This is a genomic window from Cellulophaga sp. HaHaR_3_176, from assembly GCF_019021925.1.
In the GTDB taxonomy this organism is placed as follows: Bacteria; Bacteroidota; Bacteroidia; order Flavobacteriales; family Flavobacteriaceae; genus Cellulophaga.
On record NZ_CP058990.1, the window covers coordinates 1,267,059 to 1,291,391 of the forward strand.

Genomic DNA, 24,333 nt, shown 5'->3' on the forward strand with positions numbered 1-24,333 from the left:
GGAATAATTCTTAAATTAATATTTATTTTCTACATTTAGAGAAAATAGATTTGATGCTTACGAAGGTTTTTGGTAGTGCAGTATTTGGTGTAGAAGCCACCACAATTACAGTAGAGGTTAATGTGGATAAAGGAATAGGTTACCATTTAGTGGGTTTACCAGATAATGCAATTAAAGAAAGTAATTATAGAATTGCAGCTGCTTTACAGAATAACGGATATAAAATTCCAGGAAAAAAGCTGACTATAAATATGGCTCCTGCTGATTTGCGTAAAGAAGGTTCTGCTTACGATTTAACACTTGCGCTAGGAATACTTACTGCATCTGGACAAATAAAATCTGAGAATATAGAGAAGTATGTGATTATGGGAGAGCTCTCTTTAGATGGTAGCTTGCAGCCTATAAAAGGAGCTTTGCCAATTGCTATAAAAGCCAAAGAAGAAGGTTTTAAAGGTTTTATTTTGCCTAAACAAAATGCTCGTGAAGCAGCAATTGTATCTGGTTTAGAAGTATATGGTATCGAAAATATAAAAGAAATAATTGATTATTTTGATAGCAGCACTCCTTTAGAGCAAACCATAATTGATACACGTGCAGAATTTTATAAAACGTTAGATTTTCCTGAGTTTGATTTTTCAGATGTAAAAGGGCAAGAAAGCATCAAAAGATGTATGGAAATTGCAGCTGCAGGTGGTCATAATATAATTTTAATTGGCCCTCCAGGTGCAGGTAAAACTATGTTAGCAAAGCGTTTACCTTCAATTTTACCACCGATGACACTTCATGAAGCATTGGAAACTACAAAAATACATAGTGTGGTAGGTAAAATTAAAAATATGGGTTTAATGAATCAGAGGCCGTTTCGTAGCCCACATCACACAATTTCAGACGTCGCTCTCGTTGGTGGTGGTGCATACCCACAGCCAGGAGAGATATCGTTATCACATAATGGAGTTCTTTTTTTAGATGAATTACCAGAATTTAAACGCGGTGTTTTAGAGGTAATGCGCCAGCCTTTAGAAGATAGAGAAGTAACAATTTCTAGAGCTCGTTTTACAGTAACTTATCCTAGTAGTTTTATGCTAGTAGCTAGCATGAATCCGAGTCCAGGAGGTTATTTTAATGATCCAGATGCACCTGTAACTTCATCACCTGCAGAAATGCAACGATATTTAAGTAAAATATCTGGCCCGTTATTAGATCGTATAGATATACATATTGAAGTTACACCGGTACCTTTTGATAAATTATCAGAAGAGCGAAAAGGAGAAGGTAGTGTTGAAATTAGGAAACGAGTAACTGCTGCTCGTGAAATTCAAACGCTTCGATTTACTGAAATGGAAAATGTTCATTACAATGCGCAGATGAATACAAAACATATTCGCAAGTATTGTAAAATGGATGAAGCTTCAAAAGAACTTTTAAAAAATGCTATGGAGCGCTTAAATCTTTCTGCACGGGCATATGACCGTATTTTAAAAGTAGCAAGAACAATTGGTGATTTAGATGATTCAGAAAGTGTAACAGGTACTCATATTGCAGAAGCAATACAGTATCGTAGCTTAGATAGAGAAGGTTGGTTAGGGTAGAAACCTAATTATTAAAATTCTTTTTAATTCTATCTAAACTTTTTTTGTTGTCTCTGTCTTTTATAGATTCTCGTTTGTCAAACAGTTTTTTACCTTTTGCTAGTGAGATGTTGATTTTAGCAAAACCTCTATCATTTATAAATAAGTTAAGAGGTACAATAGTTAAACCTGTATTTTTTACTTCTTTCTCAAGCTTATTAAGCTCTTTACGATTTAATAATAACTTTCGAGCAGCTTTAGGAGCATGGTTATAATGTGATCCGTGAGAATATTCATCTACTTGCATGTTAATAATGAACAATTCTCCTTGTTCATTAAATTCACAAAAACTTTCAGATATAGAAGCTTTACCCAACCTAATAGATTTTATTTCGGTACCAGACAGCACTAAGCCAGCCATATAGGTATCCAATAATTCAAAATCGAATCGGGCTCTTTTATTCTTTATATTTATATTCTTTTGTATCACAGCAACAAAAATAACAACAAATGGCTGATATGCAATCTTAGATTTAATATATTAGAGTATATTTTTGTAATGCTTGAAACATGTTTACGATTAAGTAGTAAGTCAAAATAAAGAAATATGAAAAATTTAGTTCTAAGTATCTGTATGGTTTTATTTTTTTCGTGTAAAGAAAAGAAGGCTACAGAAGTCACCTTATCGGTTAATGAGATTGTAGATAAATCGATAGAAGTATCTGGCGGCGAACGATATGAAACGAGTAAAATATGTTTTAAATTTAGAGGTTTAGAATATGTTTCAGAAGAAGGTGGAAAAACTCAAAAACGTTCTTTTTTTAGCGATTCTATAAATTATATAGATATTAAAAGAGATAGTAATTTTCAACGTTTTGTTAATGATACTCCTGTAATTATTTCAGATTCTTTAGCTTCATTATACAGTAATTCAATTAATTCAGTACATTATTTTGCGCAATTACCTTATCATTTAAATGATGCAGCTGCCAAAAAAGAGTTTTTAAAAGAAGAAGTTGTCAAAAACAAGTCTTATTATTTAGTAAAAGTAACTTTTGATGAAAATGGTGGTGGTGTAGATTTTGAAGATAATTACTTGTATTGGATAAATAAAAAAACATTTAAGATTGATTATTTAGCATACGATTTTCATGTTAATGGAGGAGGAGTACGCTTTAGAAAAGCATATAACGAACGTTTTGTAAACGGTATTAGATTTGCTGATTATGAAAATTATAAACCTAAAAATGAAAGCGCTACATTAATGCAAATGTCTGATTTGTTTGAAAAGAATCAATTAGAATTGCTTTCTAAAATTGACATTAAAAATATAGAAGTAAATCAAGAAATTTAATCCATTTTTAAACGAATTGAAGTAGGCTTGTCATCTATAAATCGTACAATAAAAAGACTACTATTGTCATAATCGTCCATTTGTTCGTATTTATCTTCTCCAATCATTTTATTTACAAAATCAGGTGTAGTATTACTATGTCCGATAACCAAAACATTTTTGCCTTGGTTTAAAAATTTAAAATCTTCGTAATTGAGACTTTCTGGTTCGTAATATTTAACCATTATATCTTGATTGATAGCTGTTGGAGCGCCAGTCATCATTGTTCTTTCGTAATCAGTACAGTAAACCTCGTCTAAATCTATTTCACTAAAAACACGTTCCCATCTAATTGATCGGCCTAATCCTTCTTGATTTAATTCTGGATCAAGATTCTCAGGGTTGCTGCGGTCTTTTTCTGCATGCCTAATAAAGTAAAAAGTAGATATTTCAGGTTCTGTTTTTTCAATTTCAGTTGAAGCATCATCTTTACAACTTGTAATAGAAATTAAAATAAAAGATAATAATAGAAGTTTGATAGTTTTCATATTGGTAAAACTAAAATTTATAGGTTGTTGTAATCTTGTGTTAATATATAACTCAATAACTGTAAATATAGTATGCTTTAGTTTTATGTTTATGAAAATACGTAATCATTTAAAGATTGCAAAAGATTGTTAATTATCTTTTAATTAGCATTGTTTCCGTGATTTTTTTAACAGAAAATCATAAATTCGTAGTGATTAAATTAAACAGAAAAAATAGGTTGCAGATAGCGATAAAGGTAATTATCTTGCAGTTTGTATTTAATTTGTTAATTATATACTATCACAGTAAATTTTAAACTTGAAAACAGTAATATGAATAAAAAAATAGATCAGTTAGCAGCAGATAATATAAGAGCTTTAGCTATTTCGATGGTTGAGAAAGCAAGTTCAGGGCATCCTGGTGGACCTATGGGTGGAGCAGATTATATGCATATTTTATACTCGGAATTTTTCAATTATGATCCTTCTGATATGAGATGGCCTTACCGTGATCGTTTTTTTATGGATGCAGGGCATTTATCACCATTAATGTATTCCCAATATTACTTATTAGATAATTTTTCTAAATCTGATGTTCAAAACTTCAGACAATGGGGTTCTGTTACTCCAGGTCACCCAGAGGTGGATGTGAATAGAGGAATTGAAAATACATCTGGACCATTAGGTCAAGGTCATACAATGGGTGTAGGAGCTGCAGTTGCTGCTAAATTTTTACAAGCTCGTTTTGGCGATTGGATGAATCATAAAATTTATGGTTTTATTTCAGATGGTGGTGTTCAAGAAGAAATATCTCAAGGGTCAGGTAGATTGGCTGGACATTTAGGATTGAACAATTTTATTATGTTCTACGATTCTAACGATGTTCAATTATCTACTAAAACAGATGAAGTTACATCTGAAGATACTGCAATGAAGTATCAAGCATGGGGTTGGAAAGTAGTAACTATTGACGGTCATAACCATGAAGAGATAAGACAAGCATTAAAAGATGCAAATGCAGAAACAGAAAAACCAACATTAATTATTGGTAAAACAATAATGGGTAAAGGTTGTGTTACTGCTGATGGCACAATGTATGAAGGGTATACTGAATTACACGGTAAACCAATTGGTGATACTGGAGCTGATTTTGTAAAAACATTAATCAACTTAGGTGCTGACCCAGAAGACGAGTTTGCTATTTATGATGATGTTAAGGCATCTTATAAAGAAATAATAAAAAGAAAAATTCAAGAAGCTCAAGTTAAAAAACAAGAAATTGCTGCTTGGAGAGAAGATAATACAGCTCTTTCTGAAAAATTAGATGGTTTCTTAGCTGGTAAATTACCAGAATTAGATTTTGAGTCTATTGCTTATAAAGATGGTTTAGCGACTAGAGCTGCTTCAGCAAATGTTTTAGGTTATTTAGCAGGTAAAGTAGAAAACATGATTGTTTCTTCTGCCGATTTATCTAACAGTGATAAAACAGATGGCTTCTTAAATAAAACACATTCTCTACAAAAAGGAGATTTTACCGGTTCTTTCTTACAATCTGGTGTTGCTGAGTTAACAATGGCGGCAATGGCTAATGGTATGGCATTACACGGTGGTGTTATTCCTGTAGTAGCTACATTCTTTGTATTCTCTGATTACATGAAGCCAGCTATTCGTTTAAGTGCAATACAAGAATTGCCAGTTAAATTTGTTTGGACGCATGATGCATTTAGAGTAGGTGAGGATGGACCTACACACCAGCCAATTGAACAAGAGGCGCAAATAAGATTATTAGAGAAATTAAAAAATCATAGCGGTGATGCTAGTTTTATAGCTTTACGTCCTGCGGATTCTGCAGAAACAGTAGTAGGTTGGAAAATGTTATTGGAAAATGATAAAGTACCATCTGGTCTTATTTTATCAAGACAAGGGATAAAAGATATTCCATTAGTTGGAAAATCTAGATACAACGATGCATTAGCTTCTGAAAAAGGAGGTTACTTAGTTAAAGAAGTCGCTAATCCTGATGTTGTTTTAATAGCAAACGGATCTGAAGTTGCTACATTAATTGCTGCTGCTGCACTTTTAGAAGAAAGAAAAGGATTAAAAGTTAATATAGCTTCTATTATTTCTGAAGGGTTATTTAGAAAACAATCTAAAGAATACCAACAGAGTGTAATTGCAACTGACAAACCTGTATTTGGTTTAACAGCTGGTTTACCTGTGAATTTAGAAGGTTTAGCAGGAGCTAATGGTAAAGTATTTGGTTTAGATCATTTTGGTTACTCTGCACCAGCTACTGTTTTAGATGATAAATTCGGATTTACTGGCGAGAAAGTTTATGAGCAAGTAATTGAATTTTTAGGATAGAATCAATATTATTATAAAATAAAAAAAGTCTAACATATACATGTTAGACTTTTTTTTTATTCTGAATAAAAAATTACTTTTTTATTTCTTGATTTATAAGGTGTTCTAGATAAGTAATTGTATTTAGTAAATATTTTCGATCAGATGATATTGTAGCCATGGCTACAGCACCCATAATCATCGTATACATTTGTTTTGCAAATTGTAATGGTGATACAGGTATTTTTAATTCACCATTATTTACGCCATTTTCTAAAACTAAAGCGATTTTACCTTCTACTATTTTTGCAATTTCTTTTGAAGCAGCAGTAAGCATTTTATTATTATACTTAGCGTCAATACCAGTATTTAAAATAGGGCAACCACCCATAGGTTGGGTAAATGAATCATAATGCCTATAAAAATCTGTTAATGAAAATAGTTTATCTAAAGATGAACCTTCAATAGCAATTTTATCGTCAATTGCTGTCAATAATAAATTCGTATTATACTCAAAAGAAGCTAATGCTAGCGCTTCTTTATTTTCGAAATTACCATATAAAGCACCTTTGGTAAGCCCAGTAGCTTCAGTTAAATCGCTCATGCTGGTACCTATGTAGCCTAATTTATTAAAAATAGGGGCAACAGTCTCTACGATAAAAACTTTTGTTCTTTCTGCTTTTGTACTCATTTAATGGTATTTTATACGAATATAAAAAATTATATACTGTATGGTATAAGTAAAGTTATAAAAAAACATCCTTATTTTCACAAGGATGTTTTATTGAATTAACAATAATAGTAGTTAAGCTAATTCTGCCTGATTTCTAAAAACTAATTTATCATCAAAAGAATCGATTAATACTACACTGTCAGCCGTAATATTACCGCTCAACAGTTCTTTTGATAATGTATTGAGTACTTCCTTTTGTATTACTCTTTTTATAGGTCTAGCTCCATATTGTGGATCATATCCTTTTTCTGCTAAATACTGAATGGTTTCATTTGTTGCATCAATAGTAATATTTTGTTTGATCAACATTTTTTTAAGTTGATTTAACTGTATAGAAACTATTTTAACAATGTCTTGTTTGCTTAAAGGAGTAAACATAATTACGTCATCAATTCTATTTAAAAATTCAGGTCGAATTGTTTTTCGTAATAAACCTAATACTTCAACTCTAGCAGCTTCTGTAGCACTATAAATATCTTTATTTGCTTCAAATTTTTCTTGAATAATGTGACTACCTATATTACTTGTCATTATAATAATAGTATTCTTAAAATCTGCAATTCTACCTTTATTATCAGTTAGTCTACCTTCGTCAAGTACTTGTAAAAGAATATTAAACGTATCAGGATGCGCTTTTTCTATTTCATCTAATAATACAACAGAGTATGGTCTTCTTCGAACAGCTTCTGTTAATTGACCTCCTTCATCATAACCAACATATCCTGGAGGTGCACCAACTAATCTGCTAATAGAATGACGCTCTTGGTATTCACTCATATCTATTCTAGTCATAGCTGTTTCATCATCAAACAAATAGCTGGCAAGTGTTTTTGCAAGTTCTGTTTTTCCGACACCTGTAGTGCCTAAAAATAAAAATGATCCAATCGGTCTTTTAGCATCTTGTAATCCTGCACGACTTCTTCTAATAGCATCTGAAACTGCTTGTATAGCTTCTTCTTGGCCTACAACACGTTTATGTAAAACACTTTCTAATTGTAAAAGCTTTTCACGCTCGCTTTGTAACATTTTAACAACAGGTATACCTGTCCACTTTGCTACGACTTGCGCAATATCTTCACTAGTAACCTCTTCTTTTATCATAGAGTCACCTTCTTGCTGCTCTTCTAAAACAATTTGAAGATTCTCAAGTTTCTCTTGTGCCTCTTTAATTTTACCATAACGCAATTCAGCTACTTTACCATAATCACCATTACGTTCTGCTCTTTCTGCTTCAAGTTTGTACTCTTCAATATTCAATTTTGTTTTTTGAATATCATCAACTACCGTTTTTTCGCTATCCCATTTTGCAAATATTTCATTGCGTTCTTCTTTTATGTTAGCAAGATCAAGATTTAAGGTTTTAAGTTTTGTTTTATCATTCTCTCGTTTGATAGCTTCTATTTCAATTTCTAACTGCATGATTTTACGATCTAGAACATCTAGATTTTCAGGCTTAGAATTTATTTCCATCCTAAGTTTAGCTGCAGCTTCATCAATTAAGTCAATTGCTTTATCTGGTAAAAAACGATTTGTAATATAACGTTGCGATAATTCAACAGCTGCAATAACGGCTTCATCTTTAATACGTACTTTATGGTGTGCTTCGTATTTATCTTTAATACCTCTTAAAATAGAAATTGCACTTTCTGTATCTGGCTCATCAACTATGATTTTTTGAAACCTTCGTTCTAGAGCTTTATCTTTTTCAAAATATTTTTGATATTCGTCTAATGTCGTAGCTCCAATAGCTCTTAATTCACCTCTGGCTAATGCAGGTTTTAAAATGTTAGCAGCATCCATTGCTCCATCTCCGCCACCAGCACCAACTAAAGTATGTATCTCATCAATAAATAAAACGATGTTACCATCAGATGTTGTCACTTCTTTAATTACAGATTTTAAGCGTTCTTCAAACTCACCTTTGTATTTAGCACCGGCGATAAGTGCACCCATATCAAGAGAATATATAACCTTGTCTTTCAAGTTTTCAGGTACATCTCCTTGTACAATTCGATGAGCAAGTCCTTCTGCGATTGCTGTTTTACCAACACCTGGCTCACCAACTAACATCGGGTTATTTTTTGTTCTTCGAGATAAAATTTGAAGAACTCTACGTATCTCTTCGTCACGACCAATAACAGGATCTAACTTTCCGTTATCTGCCATTTCATTTAAGTTTTTCGCAAATTTATTTAAAGAATTATAAGTGTCCTCAGCACTTTGAGAAGTTACTTTACCACCTTTTCTTAATTCTTCAATGGCAGCTTTGAAATTCTTTTCAGATACACCTTGGTCTTTTAATATTTGAGCAATTTTACTCTTCGAATTAAAAATAGCTAACAATAAATGTTCTATCGAAACATATTCATCAGACATTTTTTTAGCAATACTAGTAGCCTCATTTAAGGTTTTAGATGTTTCTCTTGAAAACATAAGCTCTCCTCCTGAAACTTTAGGAAAATTTTCTAGCTCTTTGTCAATAATTTGGAAAAGAATAGTGGTATTAACATTTAATTTTTTAAGAATAAAAGGAGTGACATTTTCATCAACTAGTGTTATAGCTTTAAATAGGTGTTCATTTTCTATTTGCTGATGTCCAAGCTCCTGTGCGAGTTGCTGGGCTTGTTGCACAGCTTCTTGCGATTTTATAGTGAAATTATTTATGTTCATATGTGGATATTATTTTTGTTATTGTTTACTTTTGATAAGATAAAATCAATAATCTTACCAATACTACGAAAGTGACATTTTGTCTTATTGTGAGTGTTTTTAAAAGACAATACGTCAGTCTGTAAGTTTTTTGGTTAGATATCGACAGATTAAAAAAAGAAATATATTATATGGGATTATTTGATGGTCTATTTGGAAATAAAGATAAGGGTGAAAAAATTGAAAAGAAAGATCTTGCATGGATACCATTAACGTCTTTAGATCAATTAGAGGAAATAAAGGAAAAATCTGGTGCTAAAACACAAATTATTTTTAAACATTCTACAACTTGCGGAATCAGTAGAATGGTTATTAATACCCTTAAAAGTTCGTATAACCTTACAGAAGATCAAGCAGATTTGTATTATTTAGATTTATTAAGTAATAGAGAAGTTTCTAACGAAACAGGCTACAAATTTCAAGTATTACACCAATCACCACAATTATTAGTGATAAAAAATGGGGTAGCGGTAGCACATGCATCTCATGGAGAGATTAATAATATTGATTTAAGTTCTTTTATTTAAGAATGAATTTATAACATAAAAAGCCTTCAAATTATATAATTTGAAGGCTTTTTATGTTATTTATAATTAGATTTTACTTTGTTTGAAAATCACTTTTTTTTAGGTTGAAATACAGGAAGTAATTTACTTGAAACTTCTCCAAACCCAATTCTGAATCCATCTTTTTCACAATACCCAGTAATAGTTACTGTATCGTTGTCATCTATAAATTTACGAGTACTTCCGTCATTTAAATTAATCAAGTTTTTTCCTGCCCAACTTAATTCTAACATTGATCCGTAAGAGTCTGGTGTTGGTCCGGAAATAGTTCCACTACCCATCATATCACCACTAATAACATTACAACCATTTACGGTATGGTGTGCTAATTGTTGTGCCATAGTCCAATACATGTATTTAAAATTAGACTTGGTAACAGTTGTAGGTGTACTGTTTTCAGGAGTAATTGAAACTTCTAAATTAATATCATATGTTTTCTTTTCTGTCTGTTGTAAATATGGTAATGGCTCAGGGTTTTGTTCTGGACTATTTACTTTAAAAGGTTGTAAAGCATCCATAGTAACAATCCAAGGAGAAATTGATGAAGCAAAGTTTTTTGCTAAAAATGGACCTAACGGAACATATTCCCACTTTTGAATATCTCTAGCACTCCAGTCGTTAAAAAGTACCATTCCGAATATATAATCTTCTGCTTCATCTACAGGAATTGGTTCTCCTAGTAAGTTAGCATCTGTAGTTATAAAAGCCATTTCTAACTCAAAATCTACTAATTTTGAAGGTCCAAAAACTGGTTCTGTTGCTCCAGCAGGCATTGTTTGGCCCATCGGTCTGCGAACAGGTGTACCGCTTGGTACTATAGATGAGCTTCTACCGTGATAACCTACAGGTATATGAAGCCAATTAGGCAATAATGCATTATCAGGGTCTCTAAACATAGTACCCACATTTGTAGCATGTTCTTTACTAGAATAAAAATCAGTGTAATCACCAATTTGTACTGGCAATTGCATTTCTATTTCTTCCATTGTAAAAAGAACTACTTTTTTATGTTCTTCATTATCTCTTAAAGATGAGTTATCTTTTTCAAAAATATCAGAGATTCTATTACGAACTAAACGCCATGTTTTTTTTCCGTCAGATATAAAATCGTTCAAAGTATCCTGTAAAAAAATATCATCTGTTAAAGGAATATCTTTAAAATATCCAAGTTGGTGTAATGCACCTAAATCAATAGCATGATCTCCAATTCTTGTTCCAATAGTAATAACATCATCTCTCGTTAAAAAAACTCCAAAAGGAATATTTTGAATTGGAAAATCAGAATTTGAAGATACTTCAATCCAAGACTTTCTATTTGGGTTATTTGTTTTTAATGGCATATTCGAAATTGTTAATTGATGTTTAATAAGTTCTTTAATCAAATATATTATTTTCTTCTAATTTACGGTTGTCAATTTGTATTTTTACAGTTCATTTAACAGTTTATTTTATTATGCAACGCGACAATCAAATTTTTGAATTAATTGCTGAAGAAAAACAGCGTCAACTTAACGGAATAGAACTTATTGCTTCTGAAAACTTTGTAAGTGAACAGGTAATGGAAGCAGCAGGATCTGTATTAACCAATAAATACGCAGAGGGCTACCCAGGAAAACGTTATTATGGTGGTTGTGAAGTTGTAGATGAAGTAGAACAAATAGCAATCGACAGAGCTAAAGAATTGTTTGGTGCTGAATACGCTAACGTACAGCCTCACTCAGGTTCGCAAGCAAATGCATCTGTTTACCATGCTTGTTTAAAAGTTGGTGATACAATTTTAGGTTTCGATTTATCTCACGGTGGGCATTTAACTCATGGCTCTCCTGTAAATTTTTCTGGTAGATTATACAATCCAGTATTTTACGGAGTAGAAAAAGAAACTGGAATGTTGAATTATGATAAAATTCAAGAAATTGCAGAAAAAGAAAAACCAAAGATGATTGTTGCTGGTGCTTCTGCATATTCTAGAGATATCGATTTTAAAAGATTTAGAGCAATTGCTGATAGTGTGGGTGCTTTATTATTGGCTGATATTTCTCATCCTTCTGGTTTAATTGCTAAAGGAATTTTAAATGATCCAATTCCTCACTGTCATATAGTAACAACGACAACACATAAAACTTTAAGAGGACCAAGAGGTGGTTTAATATTGATGGGTAAAGATTTTGAAAACCCATTCGGAATTAAATTAAAAGATGGTAGCCTACGTAAAATGTCTGCTCTATTAAATTTAGCTGTTTTTCCTGGAAACCAAGGTGGACCTTTAGAGCACATTATTGCTGCTAAAGCTATTGCTTTTGGTGAAGCATTAACAGATGAATATTTAACGTATATTTTACAAGTTAAAAAGAATGCTGATGCAATGGCAAAAGCTTTTGTGAAAAAAGGATATGAAATAATTTCTGGTGGTACTGATAACCATATGATGTTAATTGATCTTCGTAATAAAAACATTACAGGTAAAGATGCAGAGAATACTTTGGTGAAAGCTGATATTACTGCAAATAAAAACATGGTTCCTTTTGATGATAAATCTCCTTTTGTTACATCGGGTGTGCGTTTTGGTACTGCTGCAATAACAACAAGAGGTTTAAAAGAAGCTGAAATGGAAACTATAGTTGAATTAGTTGATGAAGCACTTGTTAATTGGGAAAATGATGATGTTTTAGAAGCTGTAAAAGTAAAAGTAAATGCATTAATGAGTGGTAGAGAATTGTTCTACGCTTGCTAAGCTAAAGCTTTATATATAAAAAAGCCTCTGAATATTTTTCAGAGGCTTTTTCTTTACTATTATTTTGAACTAGAATTAAATATTTTTAGCTAACCAATTTCCAACTTCACTTGTTTTATATGAAGTTCCTCCATCAGCTAAATCTTCAGTAACATAACCTTCAGCTAAAGATTTGTTTACAACTACTCTGATCGCCTCAGCTTCATCAGTTAAACCAAAATCTTCAAACATCATTGCTGCAGATAATACAGTTGCCAATGGGTTTGCAATATCTTTACCAGCTGCTTGTGGATAAGAACCATGAATTGGTTCGTATAATCTAGTTTTTTCACCAACAGATGCCGAAGGCATTAAACCCATTGAACCAGAAATTACAGAAGCTTCGTCAGTTAATATATCACCAAATAAATTTTCAGTAATAATTACATCGTATGAGCTTGGCCATTGTACTAAACGCATTGCAACAGCATCAACAAACTCATAAGTAACCTCTACATCTGGATAATCTTTTTCCATAGCTTGTACTGTTTCTCTCCATAACCTAGAAGATTCAAGTACATTAGCTTTATCAACACAACATAATCTCTTAGAGCGAGTTAAAGCAAATTCAAAACCTTTTTTAGCTAAACGTTGTATTTCAGCTCTTGTATACGTCATCGTATCAAAAGCAGTATTTCCATTGTCTTTTCTTCCTCTTTCACCAAAATAAACACCACCTGTAAGTTCTCTTAAAATGATTAAGTCAGTACCTTCAATACGCTCTCTTTTTAATGGAGATTTATCAATTAATGAAGGAAAAGTAAAAGTAGGTCTCACGTTAGCAAATAACCCTAATTTTTGACGCATTTTTAATAAACCTTGCTCAGGTCTTACTTTTGCAGAAGGATCATTATCAAAACGAGGATGACCAATAGCTCCAAAAAGAACAGCATCAGCAGCTTCGCAAATTGCATGCGTACTATCTGGGTAAGGTTCTCCACAATCATCAATTGCAGCAGCACCTGTTAAAGCTGGAGTCCAGCTTAAATCATGACCGAATTTTTTTGCTATCGCATCAGATACTTTTACTGCTTGGTCTATAACTTCAGGACCAATTCCATCTCCTGCTAAAAGGGCAATATTTAATTTCATCTTTATTTGCTTTTCGTTCCGCTTTTAAGAGCTTCACTTTATTATTAATTATATGTTTTGTCTTTTTCTAAAACAATAGATTAAATGATGTTTAACATTTTTTCAGTTGCTTTTATTGCAGAAACAGTCTGATCAGAGTCTAACCCACGAGTTATAATCTCTTTCCCGTTTTGCTCCCAAGTAATTACAGTTTCACACAAAGCATCAGAGCTACTACCAGGTGGTATACGAACTGCATAATCAATCAATTTTGGTAGATTGATTTTCATCGATTTATAGATGACTTTAAGTGCATTCATAAAAGCATCAAATTGGCCATCACCTTGGGCGTGTTCTTCGTAAAACTCACCTTCAATTTCAATAGCAACTGCAGCAGCTGGTTGTAAGCCATTTGCGTGAGATAGTAAAAACGATTTTATGATTACTTTGTTTTGGTAGCCTTCGCTATCTAAAACATCAGAAATAATAAATGGTAAATCTTCTTTTGTTACGCGTTCTTTTTTATCACCTAATTCAATAATACGTTGCGTAACCTTCTTTAGCTCATCATTATTTAATGTAAGTCCTAACTCTTGTAAATTCTTCTGGATATTCGCTTTTCCTGATGTTTTACCTAAAGCATATTGGCGTTTACGACCAAACCTTTCTGGTAATAAGTCATTAAAGTATAAGTTATTTTTATTATCTCCATCTGCATGTATTCCTGCAGTTTGTGTAAATACATTTGCGCCAACAATGGGTTTGTTTGCTGGTATTCCGAAACCAGTAAATGCAGAAACTAGCTTACTAACTTTATATAAAGATGATTCTTTTACACTAGTCTCTATTTCAGGAAGAAAATCATTAATTACGGCAACTACACTAGCTAATGGAGCATTACCAGCTCGTTCACCCATTCCGTTAACTGTTAAATGTAAACCATGGCAACCAGCTTTTAAAGCCTCCATTACATTGGCAACACTCAAATCATAATCGTTATGACCATGAAAATCGAAATGTAGTTGTGGATATTTTTTAACAATCGCATCAATAAAATCAAACGTTTCATAATGTGTTAACACACCTAATGTATCAGGTAATAAGATACGTTTTATAGGTTGTGTTGCTAAAAAGTCTAAAAACTGAAATACATACTCTTGCGAATTGCGCATTCCATTACTCCAATCTTCTAAATAAACATTGGTTTCAATACCTTTTTCTTGTGCTGATGAGATAACAGCAGCTATTTCAGAAAAATGTTCTTGAGGTGTTTTTTTTAGTTGATGTTTCAAATGATTTAAAGAGCCTTTCGTTAAAAGGTTTTGAACCTTTGCACCAGCATCAATCATCCAATCTAGAGATATGCCCTTATCTACAAAAGAAAGTACTTCAACTTTATCTATAAAGCCTTTTTCATTTGCCCATTCTGTAATTTGTTTTACAGCTAAAAATTCACCGTCAGAAACACGAGCAGACGCAACTTCAATGCGATCTACTTTTAACTCTTCTAACAATAACTTGGCAAGGGTAAGCTTTTCCGAAACTGAAAACGACACTCCTGATGTTTGTTCACCATCACGGAGTGTTGTATCCATTATTTCAATTTTTCTTTTTTTCATTCTCTAGTACCTCAAATGGGTATCAATTATATTTCTTTAGGAAATAAAAGTTCTATAAAGGAGTGTTTTTAGCAAACTCAACAATATTATCTTTTACATTAACTAAGTAATCAATGTCATCAAAACCGTTAAGCATGTTATCTTTTTTATATCCATTGATATCAAAAGATTCTTTTTCGCCAGTAGCTTTTAGCGTAACTGTTTGATCTGCTAAGTTTACTTCAATTTCTGTTTTTGGATCTTTTTCTATTTCAACAAAAATTTTGTTAGAAAAATCGGCACTTACTTGAACAGGTAAAACACCAATATTTAAACAATTTCCTTTAAAAATATCTGCAAAAAAGCTAGATATTACACAACGGAAACCATAATCATAAACTGCCCAAGCAGCATGTTCTCTAGAAGATCCTGATCCGAAATTACGACCACCAACTAAAATTTTTCCGGAATAAGTATCGTCATTTAAAATAAAATCAGATTTAGGAGAGTTGTCATTATTGTATCGCCAGTCTCTAAAAAGGTTATCTCCAAAGCCTTCACGTGTAGTAGCTTTTAAGAAACGAGCTGGTATTATTTGATCTGTATCCACGTTTTCGATAGCAAGTGGTACAGCTGTACTTGTTAATATTTCAAATTTATCGTAAGCCATTTTAAGGTGTTCTTTAAAGATTAAACTAATTCTTTCATCAATTCTCTTGGATCTGTAACTTTGCCTGTTACTGCAGCAGCTGCAGCAACTAGAGGAGAAGCTAATAGTGTTCTTGATCCTGGTCCTTGACGACCTTCAAAGTTTCTGTTTGAAGTACTTACTGCTAATTTTCCTGCAGGTACTTTATCATCGTTCATTGCTAAACAAGCAGAACAACCTGGCTCTCTAAGTTCAAAACCAGATTCATGTATGATATCTAAAATACCTTCTTCTTTAATAGCAGCTTCTACTTGGTGAGAACCTGGTACTAACCATGCTGTAACATTAGGTGCTTTTTTTCTTCCTTTAATAATAGAAGCAAAGGCTCTAAAATCTTCAATACGACCATTAGTACAACTACCAATAAAAACAAAATCAATTGGTTTCCCAATCATGTTGTCGCCTTCATTGAATGACATATAACCTAATGACTTTTTAAATGTGCTAACACCACCTTCTACTTGCTCAGCATTAGGTATAGTTTTAGAAATGCCCATTCCCATTCCTGGGTTGGTACCATAAGTAATCATTGGCTCAATATCAGCAGCATCAAAATAAATTTCTTTATCAAATTCTGCATCTGGATCAGTATGTAATGTTTCCCAATATGCCATTGCTTTATCCCAAGCAGCACCTGTTGGTGTAAACTCACGGCCTTTTACATATTCAAAAGTTTTTTCATCAGGAGCAATCATACCACCACGAGCACCCATTTCAATACTTAGGTTACAAACAGTCATACGACCTTCCATAGTCATGTTTTCAAAAACATCACCAGCATATTCAACAAAATATCCAGTAGCCCCAGAAGTTGTTAATCTAGAAATTATATAAAGAGCAACATCTTTTGGAGTAACACCAAAATTTAAATCACCACTAACATTAATTCTCATTTTTTTAGGCTTAGGCTGCATAATACATTGCGTAGCCAATACCATTTCTACTTCAGAAGTTCCGATACCAAAAGCAATAGCTCCGAATGCACCGTGGGTAGATGTATGTGAATCACCACAAACAATAGTTGCTCCAGGTTGCGTAATTCCATATTCAGGACCTACAACGTGAACAATACCATTTTTTTGGTGGCCTAGACCCCAGTGACTAACACCATGCTCTTTTGCATTTTCTTCTAAAGCCTTTAATTGGTTAGCAGAAAGTGGATCTTGAACTGGTAAGTGTTGGTTAATAGTTGGAGTGTTATGATCTGCAGTTGCAAATGTACGTTCTGGATAAAGTACTTTTATACCTCTATTTTTAAGACCTAAAAAAGCAACAGGGCTAGTAACCTCGTGCACTAAATGGCGGTCTATAAATAATACATCTGGTCCGTCCTCTACATGTTTAACAACATGCGAATCCCATACTTTGTCGAATAATGTCTTTTTCATTTTTCTTCTGATAAAACTTTAATATTTTACTCTCTATACGAGCAATTACAAATCTAATAAATGTATATAAACTATAAGGGGTAACTTGTGTTTAGAATTACGATGTTCAACACTAAATTGTGATATATTTTAACAAACGATTTATTGTGTAACAAGCTGATTATCTTGATTTTAATTTATGTCATTTTCATATGACATTATAAGACATTTTTGATGCCTATAAAGCTATTTAATTAAACATATTTTAGAATTTATTCTACTTAATGTTTAATGAATGAAATAACTAGGTATTTTTTTAAAAATCTAAAAAAAATATTTGTAAAGTTTAAAATTAAAACTTTAATATTTAAGACTAAACCTGGTATATGAAGGTATTTAAAAAGTCAAGATTCTAACTAATATATTTCCAAATATTTTTATGCTTTATGAGCTGTGCATAAGTGTAATTAATAGGCGCATTTTCATCTTTTTTTAAAGTCGGGTCATCTTTTAGTAATTGTAAAGCATAATATCGTGCTGTTTTTAATATATCGTTATCCTTTACAATATCAGCTATTTTTAAATTTAGCATACCACTTTGTTGCGTTCCCATTAAATCTCCCGGGCCACGAAGCTTTAAATCTACTTCAGCTATTTCAAAACCATCATTGGTTCTGACCATAGTTTCTAATCTTGTTTTAGCTTCTGTAGATAGTTTATGACTTGTCATTAAGATACAGAAACTCTGATCGGCTCCTCGCCCTACACGGCCGCGTAATTGGTGTAATTGAGAAAGTCCGAATCGTTCAGCACTTTCTATAATCATCACAGATGCGTTAGGTACGTTTACTCCAACTTCAATTACAGTTGTAGCAACCATAATTTGTGTTTCACCTTTTACAAAACGTTGCATTTCAAACTCTTTATCATCAGGTTTCATTTGCCCGTGAACAATTGATATTTGATATTCTGGCTGCTGAAAGTCTCTTGCGATACTCTCATAACCATCCATTAAATCTTTATAGTCTAATACTTCTGATTCTTGTATTAGAGGGTAAACAACATAAATTTGTCGTCCTTTTGCTATTTCATCTCTAATAAATTGAAATACTTTTAAACGGTTAGAATCGTATCTGTGGACTGTTTTTATGGGTTTTCTGCCTGGTGGTAACTCATCTATTATCGAGATATCTAAATCGCCATACAAACTCATTGCCAATGTTCTAGGAATTGGAGTGGCAGTCATTACTAAAACGTGTGGTGGTATAGTATTTTTATGCCATAATTTAGAACGTTGTGCTACTCCAAATCTATGTTGTTCATCTACAATAGCTATACCTAAATTTTTATAAATCACCTTATCTTCAAGCAGTGCATGCGTACCAATTAAAATATCAAGTTCTCCACTTTCTAATTGTTCATGTATAATTTTTCGGGCAGATTTTTTTACAGAACCTGTTAATATGGCAATATTAATATCCATTTTATCTAACAATTCTTGAATGCCAACAAAATGTTGATTCGCTAATATTTCAGTAGGGGCCATTAAGCAAGCTTGAAAACCATTATCAATAGCTAAAAGCATTGTCATTAAAGCTACAATGGTTTTACCAGAACCAACATCACCTTGTAAAAGCCTATTCATCTGAGCATTGCTGCCTAAATCAAACCTAATTTCTTTTAAAACTCTTTTTTGAGCGTTGGTAAGTTCAAAAGGGAGGTGGTTTGTATAAAACTCGTTAAATAGTATGCCCACTTTATCAAAAGAAAAACCTTTTATGCGCTGCTTGTGCAGCATATTTTTGGCAATTAATTGAAGTTGAATATAAAAAAGTTCTTCAAATTTTAATCTAAATTGAGATTTAGCAAGAAGCTCTTGGTTTTTAGGGAAGTGAATATTAAACATCGCTTCACTTTTAGAAAGTAAACTCAGTTCTTCAATAATTTTAGGAGATAAGGCTTCAGTAAACTTCCCTTTTATATCAACAAATAATTGCTGTATTAACTTATTTATTACTCGGTTACTAATACCTTTATTTGTAAGTTTTTCTGTCGACGGATAAACAGGTTGCATACCTACTTTTAAACCTTGTTGATGCTCTGCAAGCAACTCCATTTCAGGGTGAGGCATAGAAAAATTACCATTGTAGTAATTTGTCTTTCCGAAAACTACATATGGTGTATTAATTTTTAAATTTTCACGAATCCATTTTTGACCTCTAAACCAAACCAGTTCCATTTGGCCTGTTTCATCTTTAAAAGTTGCTACTAAACGTTTTCCATTTTTCTGTTCAACTGTTTTTAAATGAATTAACCGACCAATAACTTGAACATCAGAAGAATTACGTTGTAGTTGATTTATTTTATAATATTGAGTTTTATCAATATATCTATTTGGAAAAAGATTTATAAGATCTTGATAGGTATGAATGCCCAACTCCGACTGCAAAGAATTAGCCCTATTTGGGCCAACACCTTTTAAATATGCTATGGGAGTTTGTAAATAATTTGCATTCATTCGACTAAAATAGTAGTTACTTACAAAGGAACAAAAATCAAATTGCTTATTTTGGTATTGATTTTGAGATTTACAAAAATATGCGCATAATTATTATAACTTTTATATTCCTTTTACATTTTAATTCTTTTAGTCAAGTACAAGAAAAAATTGATTTTAAAAAAGCAGATATCTCTATTCATATAGCTACAAAGGAAAAAGAAGTTAAGGGAAAAGTTGTTTATGAATTTGATGTTTTACAAGAAGTAGACACTATTTTTTTAGATGCTAAAAAGATGAATTTTACTTCTGTTACGCTGAATAATAAAAAAGTTAAATTTAATATTGAAGATGATTTTATAATCATTCATAAAAAATTTAAAAAATCAGTAAAAAATAAATTGTCAGTAAATTACAGTGTTAAACCGAAACAAACAGTTTATTTTATTGATGTAAATAATAATTCTACGATTGATCAAATATGGACACAAGGCCAAGGAAAATATACTAGCTATTGGTTACCTAGTTTTGATGATATGAATGAAAAAGTAGAGTTTGACCTGAGCATCACTTTCGATAAGGAGTATGCTGTAGTAGCTAATGGAAAATTAAAACAGAAGAAAGAGTTAAACGAAAAAATTACTTGGTTTTTTGATATGGAAAAACCTATGAGTAGCTATTTATTAGCTTTTGCAATCGGAAAATATACCAGCAAACAAATAACAAGTTTAAGCGGAGTACCAATTGATCTTTATTATTACCCAAATGATAGCTCTAAAGTGGAGCCTACGTATCGATATTCAAAACAGATATTTGATTTTTTAGAAAATGAAATAGGAGTAGCATATCCTTGGCAAAATTACAAGCAAATACCCGTGAAAGATTTTTTATATGCAGGTATGGAAAATACAAGTGCTACTATATTTTCAGATGCGTACTTTATTGATTCGACAGCTTTTATTGATAAAAATTATGTTAATGTAAATGCGCATGAGCTGGCACACCAATGGTTTGGAAATTTAGTTACAGAAGTTGATGGAAATAGCCACTGGTTACATGAAGGTTTTGCGACATATTATGCTTTATTAGCAGAGAAAGAGATTTTTGGAGATGAGTATTTTTATTGGAAATTATTTGATTCAGCAGAAAGTTTAATAAAAGCGTTTCAGAATAACAATGGAGAAGCTTTAAGAGATGATAAAGCTAGTAGCCTTACGTTTTATGAGAAAGGAGCTTGGGCTCTTGTGATGCTTAAAAATGAAATAGGAGAGGAAGCTTTTAATACGGGAATCAAAACTTATTTGGATAAATATAAATACAAGAATGTTACCATCCGTAATTTTTTAGATGTAATGGAAGTGGCAAGTGGTAAGTCATTAAAAGATTTTGAAGCGGAATGGATTACAGGAACAAAATTCCCTATAAAAGTTGTTGCAGAATACCTTATTAATAAATCGGAAAGTTTAGCTACGGGCTTCGAACTTAAAAATGAGTTAAGAAAATTGGATGATGTAGCTGTAAAAAAACAAATAATTACTTCTACGTTTAAAACGTCAAAATCTATTTATCTAAAAAAGAATATTATTTTAAACACTCCTAAAGAATTATTATCTGACGAGATATTAAAGAGTGTATTTGCTTCAAACGATGTATTAGTAAGGCAAGCTATTGCTATTGCAGTAGATGAAATTCCTGAAAATTTTCAAACGGACTTTAAATCATTGCTCAATGACGAAAGCTATATTACAGTTGAGAACGCTTTGTATAAATTATGGGCAGCTAATCCGGAACAGCGAAAAACATATTTAAATACTACAAAAGATGTTATAGGCTTACCTAATAAAAACATACGTTTACTTTGGTTAGCATTGGCTTTAATTACTGAAGATTATAATAGTTTAAAAACTAAAGAATATTTTGATGAATTAGAAAGTTATACTGACCCTAAATATAATACAGAAATTAGACAAGCTGCTTTTCAATATTTACAGCAAACTTTTGGATTAACAGATACTAGCCTTATAAACCTTGCAAATGCAACGGAACACCATAGCTGGCAGTTTAAAAAATTTGCTAGAAATTTAGTTAAAGAATTATTGAAAGATGAAGATTATAAAAATAGATTTTCTGCATTAGCTGAACAGTTAAATAAGGAAGAAATGGAGTATATTAAGAGTCAATTGTAATATTATGAGAGCATTAGTGATTTCTGGTGGAGGTAGTAAAGGAGCTTTTGCAGGCGGTGTTGCTCAATTTTTGATGGAGAATGAGCATTTAAAGTACGATTTGTTTATTGGTACATCTACAGGGAGTCTTTTAATATCACACCTAGCTCTTCAGAAAATTGAAAAGATAAAGGAAATTTATACTTCGGTAAACCAAAATAATATTTTCAGTAATTGTCCTTTTGTTTCTCATAAAAAACATGGTGTAGAAACAATTGGAATACATCATTTTAATGTTTTAAAAAATTTTTATAAAGGAAGCAAAACGTTTGGTGAAAGCCATAATCTTTTAAAATTAATTAAAAAATCTGTTACAATTGATGAATTTAATGAATTGAAAAACGGTCCTAAAGATATTGTGGTAACCGTTTCTAATCTTTCCTTAAATCAAGTAGAGTATAAATCTATAAATGATTTTACGTATGATGAGTTTTGTGAGTGGATATGGATCTCGTGTAATTATACACCTTTTATGAGTCTTGCAAAAAAAGATGGTTGTGAATATGCTGATGGTGGTTTAGGTAGTATGGTGCCTATTGAAGAGGCTATTAAAAGAGGTGCTACTACTATAGATGCTATTATTTTACAAACTGAAATTACTCATATTAATAGAATGCCTTCTAAAAATGTATTCTCTTTATTAACGAATATGTTTGCTTTTATGCTAGATCGTATTGAGCACCAAAACATACGAATAGGTAAGTTTGTGGCAAACCATAATAAAGCAATTATCAATTTTTACTACACACCCACAGTTTTAACCACTAATTCGCTTATTTTTGACAAAGAAAAGATGAAAATCTGGTGGCAAAGTGGTTTTAACTATGCTAAGTTTAAAAGTACTGAGAGTAACCAGATAGAAGTTAAATAACCAAATAAACTGATTTTAAAATTGAAAGCATTAGTAATAAGTGGCGGAGGCAGTAAAGGAGCATTTGCTGGTGGAGTAGCTCAATATTTAATGGAAATTGAAAAAAAGGAATATGATCTTTTTTTAGGAACTTCTACTGGAAGCCTTCTTATTCCTCAGTTGTCATTAAATAATGTTGGTAAACTGTATGATATTTATACCAATGTAAATCAACTTTCTATTTTTAGTTTAAATCCTTTTGTTGTTAGAAAAAAAGAAGGTAGGGAATATGTTACTATCAATTTCTTAACTACTTTTTTACAGTTTCTGAAAAGAAAACGAACATTTGGAGAAAGTGGTGCTTTACGAAAAACTATTCGTAAAAATTTTTCAAAAGAAGAGTTTGAACTTATAAAAAACTCCAATAAATCTGTTATTGTAACGGTTTCTAATTTATCAAAAAACAGAGTAGAATATAAGGCTCTTGATGAGTTTAATTACGATGAGTTTTGTGATTGGATCTGGATTTCTTGTAACTATATTCCGTTTATGTCTTTAGTTAAAAAAGACGGTTACGAATATGGCGATGGTGGATTAGGTTGTGTTGTACCTATTAGAGAGGCAATTCGTCGTGGTGCAACAGAAATTGATGCTATTATTTTAGAATCTGAAAATTTAAATCAAAATAAAGTATTGGGTAAAAACCCTTTTTCTTTAATGCTTAGTATTTATGGTTTTGTTTTAGATCAAATAGAATATCACGATGTATCTGAAGGGGTATTAGCCGCTAAGCATAATAATGTAAAGCTCAATTTATACTATACACCAACAAGACTAACAGAAAACTCTCTAGTTTTTAATAAAAAACTAATGCATGAGTGGTGGTTACAAGGTTTTAGTTACGCTGAAGAAAAGTTTAATAAATCAGAATAAAATTACCAAAGAGAACTAATTTCTTTCTTAACAAAAGCTAAAGCTGTTGATGAAGGTGAAGCTTTATCCATAGTATCATTCAAAATATCTTCTCTTAATTTATCAGACGATTCAGAATCACTTAAAGCAGCTTTTCTTATAGATTGTATTGTTGCACTTTTTGCAGCCTTTATAATGTTCCAACAATCATCAGTAATATAAACTTGTTGTGATAAGTTATGCTCAAACTCAGTTTCAATACTTCGTATTAAAAGCGCTTCATAATCATTTTTATGTTGTGATACGGGAGCAACTCGTACTACCAAACTAGGTATAGAAATACGTTCTAAAAAGAGTGCCATTCTTTCATATGCTTGTAAACGCACAGGTAAAGTATGTTTTTGAGTATCTTTTTGTAATAGATATCTTCTACGACCTTCTTCATTATTCGTATGCAATCTAAAAAAGTAGAAAGCTACAACTCCAGTAACAACTGAAGGTAATAAAAAGGCGAAAGCTTGTAGAATTTGATCTCCATTCATTTTAATCTAGGTT

At 31.8% G+C, this 24,333-nt stretch carries 19 protein-coding genes; 8 read left to right on the top strand and 11 right to left on the bottom strand.

Annotation, left to right across the window (positions count from 1 at the left end; all coding sequences use genetic code 11):
- The first annotated feature begins 53 nt into the window (after positions 1–53).
- Positions 54–1,589: a YifB family Mg chelatase-like AAA ATPase gene (locus H0I23_RS05350; RefSeq protein WP_216785426.1), complete on the top strand. Its 1,536-nt coding sequence runs from the start codon at positions 54–56 to the stop codon at positions 1,587–1,589.
- Between the two features lie 4 nt (positions 1,590–1,593).
- Here H0I23_RS05350 and smpB read toward each other — a convergent pair whose 3' ends face one another.
- Positions 1,594–2,055, bottom strand: coding sequence for an SsrA-binding protein SmpB (gene smpB / locus H0I23_RS05355; protein WP_216786034.1), 462 nt, complete (start codon positions 2,053–2,055; stop codon positions 1,594–1,596).
- A 120-nt stretch (positions 2,056–2,175) separates the two neighbouring features.
- On the opposite strand from smpB, the gene H0I23_RS05360 reads away from it, so the two are divergent.
- The gene (locus H0I23_RS05360; RefSeq protein ID WP_216785427.1) at positions 2,176–2,922 is read left to right on the top strand and encodes a DUF6503 family protein; all 747 of its coding nucleotides are present in this window, start codon (positions 2,176–2,178) and stop codon (positions 2,920–2,922) included.
- On the opposite strand, the gene H0I23_RS05365 is transcribed toward H0I23_RS05360, so the two are convergent.
- Positions 2,919–3,449 carry a histidine phosphatase family protein gene (locus H0I23_RS05365; protein ID WP_216785428.1) on the bottom strand — a complete coding sequence of 177 codons (531 nt, stop codon included), beginning with the start codon at positions 3,447–3,449 and terminating at the stop codon, positions 2,919–2,921. The two genes, H0I23_RS05360 and H0I23_RS05365, sit on opposite strands and share 4 nt — an antisense overlap.
- A 312-nt stretch (positions 3,450–3,761) precedes the next feature.
- On the opposite strand from H0I23_RS05365, the gene H0I23_RS05370 reads away from it, so the two are divergent.
- Positions 3,762–5,792: a transketolase gene (locus H0I23_RS05370; protein WP_216785429.1), complete on the top strand. Its 2,031-nt coding sequence runs from the start codon at positions 3,762–3,764 to the stop codon at positions 5,790–5,792.
- Between the two features lie 73 nt (positions 5,793–5,865).
- Here H0I23_RS05370 and H0I23_RS05375 read toward each other — a convergent pair whose 3' ends face one another.
- Together H0I23_RS05375 and clpB are read right to left on the bottom strand one after the other, a co-directional pair.
- The gene (locus H0I23_RS05375) at positions 5,866–6,462 is read right to left on the bottom strand and encodes a TetR/AcrR family transcriptional regulator (RefSeq protein ID WP_216785430.1); all 597 of its coding nucleotides are present in this window, start codon (positions 6,460–6,462) and stop codon (positions 5,866–5,868) included.
- Between the two features lie 114 nt (positions 6,463–6,576).
- Positions 6,577–9,174 carry an ATP-dependent chaperone ClpB gene (clpB, locus tag H0I23_RS05380; protein WP_216785431.1) on the bottom strand — a complete coding sequence of 866 codons (2,598 nt, stop codon included), beginning with the start codon at positions 9,172–9,174 and terminating at the stop codon, positions 6,577–6,579.
- Positions 9,175–9,344: 170 nt separating this feature from the next.
- On the opposite strand from clpB, the gene ytxJ reads away from it, so the two are divergent.
- On the top strand, positions 9,345–9,740 hold the full coding sequence (ytxJ, locus tag H0I23_RS05385) for a bacillithiol system redox-active protein YtxJ (protein WP_216785432.1): 396 nt from the start codon (positions 9,345–9,347) through the stop codon (positions 9,738–9,740).
- 89 nt (positions 9,741–9,829) lie between these two features.
- On the opposite strand, the gene fahA is transcribed toward ytxJ, so the two are convergent.
- A complete protein-coding gene (fahA, locus tag H0I23_RS05390) occupies positions 9,830–11,119 on the bottom strand; it encodes a fumarylacetoacetase (protein ID WP_216785433.1) in 1,290 nt (429 codons plus the stop codon).
- Between the two features lie 113 nt (positions 11,120–11,232).
- Here fahA and glyA point away from each other — a divergent pair, with 113 nt between their 5' ends.
- Positions 11,233–12,510, top strand: coding sequence for a serine hydroxymethyltransferase (gene glyA, locus H0I23_RS05395; protein WP_216785434.1), 1,278 nt, complete (start codon positions 11,233–11,235; stop codon positions 12,508–12,510).
- 75 nt (positions 12,511–12,585) lie between these two features.
- Here glyA and leuB read toward each other — a convergent pair whose 3' ends face one another.
- The 5 genes from leuB to recG all read right to left on the bottom strand — a co-directional run bounded on the left by leuB (position 12,586) and on the right by recG (position 19,812).
- Positions 12,586–13,641, bottom strand: a complete 1,056-nt coding sequence (leuB, locus tag H0I23_RS05400; protein ID WP_216785435.1) for a 3-isopropylmalate dehydrogenase — start codon at positions 13,639–13,641, stop codon at positions 12,586–12,588.
- Between the two features lie 80 nt (positions 13,642–13,721).
- The gene (locus tag H0I23_RS05405; RefSeq protein ID WP_216785436.1) at positions 13,722–15,239 is read right to left on the bottom strand and encodes an alpha-isopropylmalate synthase regulatory domain-containing protein; all 1,518 of its coding nucleotides are present in this window, start codon (positions 15,237–15,239) and stop codon (positions 13,722–13,724) included.
- Between the two features lie 52 nt (positions 15,240–15,291).
- A complete protein-coding gene (gene leuD / locus H0I23_RS05410) occupies positions 15,292–15,888 on the bottom strand; it encodes a 3-isopropylmalate dehydratase small subunit (protein ID WP_216785437.1) in 597 nt (198 codons plus the stop codon).
- Between the two features lie 20 nt (positions 15,889–15,908).
- Positions 15,909–17,315: a 3-isopropylmalate dehydratase large subunit gene (gene leuC / locus H0I23_RS05415; protein ID WP_216785438.1), complete on the bottom strand. Its 1,407-nt coding sequence runs from the start codon at positions 17,313–17,315 to the stop codon at positions 15,909–15,911.
- A gap of 391 nt (positions 17,316–17,706) precedes the next feature.
- The gene (recG, locus tag H0I23_RS05420; protein ID WP_216785439.1) at positions 17,707–19,812 is read right to left on the bottom strand and encodes an ATP-dependent DNA helicase RecG; all 2,106 of its coding nucleotides are present in this window, start codon (positions 19,810–19,812) and stop codon (positions 17,707–17,709) included.
- Positions 19,813–19,892: 80 nt separating this feature from the next.
- Between recG and H0I23_RS05425 the strand changes: the two genes are divergently transcribed.
- Genes H0I23_RS05425 through H0I23_RS05435 form a run of 3 tightly spaced genes read left to right on the top strand, consistent with a single transcriptional unit; the run spans position 19,893 to position 23,799 of the window.
- Entirely contained in the window at positions 19,893–21,977 is a 2,085-nt protein-coding gene (locus tag H0I23_RS05425; protein ID WP_216785440.1) for a M1 family metallopeptidase, read from the top strand.
- A 4-nt stretch (positions 21,978–21,981) separates the two neighbouring features.
- Positions 21,982–22,887, top strand: a complete 906-nt coding sequence (locus H0I23_RS05430; protein ID WP_216785441.1) for a patatin family protein — start codon at positions 21,982–21,984, stop codon at positions 22,885–22,887.
- Between the two features lie 21 nt (positions 22,888–22,908).
- Positions 22,909–23,799, top strand: a complete 891-nt coding sequence (locus H0I23_RS05435) for a patatin family protein (RefSeq protein WP_216785442.1) — start codon at positions 22,909–22,911, stop codon at positions 23,797–23,799.
- Positions 23,800–23,801: 2 nt separating this feature from the next.
- Here the strand turns inward: H0I23_RS05435 and H0I23_RS05440 are convergent, their stop codons facing one another.
- A complete protein-coding gene (locus tag H0I23_RS05440; protein ID WP_216785443.1) occupies positions 23,802–24,320 on the bottom strand; it encodes a hypothetical protein in 519 nt (172 codons plus the stop codon).
- Between the last annotated feature and the right edge of the window lie 13 nt (positions 24,321–24,333).

Coding starts and splice junctions, on each gene's coding strand:
- H0I23_RS05375 (WP_216785430.1), bottom strand. CDS start 6,462: ATGAGTACAAAAGCAGAAAGAACAAAAGTTTTTATCGTAGAGACTGTT.
- glyA (WP_216785434.1), top strand. CDS start 11,233: ATGCAACGCGACAATCAAATTTTTGAATTAATTGCTGAAGAAAAACAG.
- H0I23_RS05425 (WP_216785440.1), top strand. CDS start 19,893: ATGCGCATAATTATTATAACTTTTATATTCCTTTTACATTTTAATTCT.
- H0I23_RS05350 (WP_216785426.1), top strand. CDS start 54: ATGCTTACGAAGGTTTTTGGTAGTGCAGTATTTGGTGTAGAAGCCACC.
- clpB (WP_216785431.1), bottom strand. CDS start 9,174: ATGAACATAAATAATTTCACTATAAAATCGCAAGAAGCTGTGCAACAA.
- ytxJ (WP_216785432.1), top strand. CDS start 9,345: ATGGGATTATTTGATGGTCTATTTGGAAATAAAGATAAGGGTGAAAAA.
- leuD (WP_216785437.1), bottom strand. CDS start 15,888: ATGGCTTACGATAAATTTGAAATATTAACAAGTACAGCTGTACCACTT.
- leuB (WP_216785435.1), bottom strand. CDS start 13,641: ATGAAATTAAATATTGCCCTTTTAGCAGGAGATGGAATTGGTCCTGAA.
- leuC (WP_216785438.1), bottom strand. CDS start 17,315: ATGAAAAAGACATTATTCGACAAAGTATGGGATTCGCATGTTGTTAAA.
- recG (WP_216785439.1), bottom strand. CDS start 19,812: ATGAATGCAAATTATTTACAAACTCCCATAGCATATTTAAAAGGTGTT.
- H0I23_RS05430 (WP_216785441.1), top strand. CDS start 21,982: ATGAGAGCATTAGTGATTTCTGGTGGAGGTAGTAAAGGAGCTTTTGCA.
- H0I23_RS05405 (WP_216785436.1), bottom strand. CDS start 15,239: ATGAAAAAAAGAAAAATTGAAATAATGGATACAACACTCCGTGATGGT.
- fahA (WP_216785433.1), bottom strand. CDS start 11,119: ATGCCATTAAAAACAAATAACCCAAATAGAAAGTCTTGGATTGAAGTA.
- H0I23_RS05365 (WP_216785428.1), bottom strand. CDS start 3,449: ATGAAAACTATCAAACTTCTATTATTATCTTTTATTTTAATTTCTATT.
- H0I23_RS05360 (WP_216785427.1), top strand. CDS start 2,176: ATGAAAAATTTAGTTCTAAGTATCTGTATGGTTTTATTTTTTTCGTGT.
- H0I23_RS05370 (WP_216785429.1), top strand. CDS start 3,762: ATGAATAAAAAAATAGATCAGTTAGCAGCAGATAATATAAGAGCTTTA.
- H0I23_RS05440 (WP_216785443.1), bottom strand. CDS start 24,320: ATGAATGGAGATCAAATTCTACAAGCTTTCGCCTTTTTATTACCTTCA.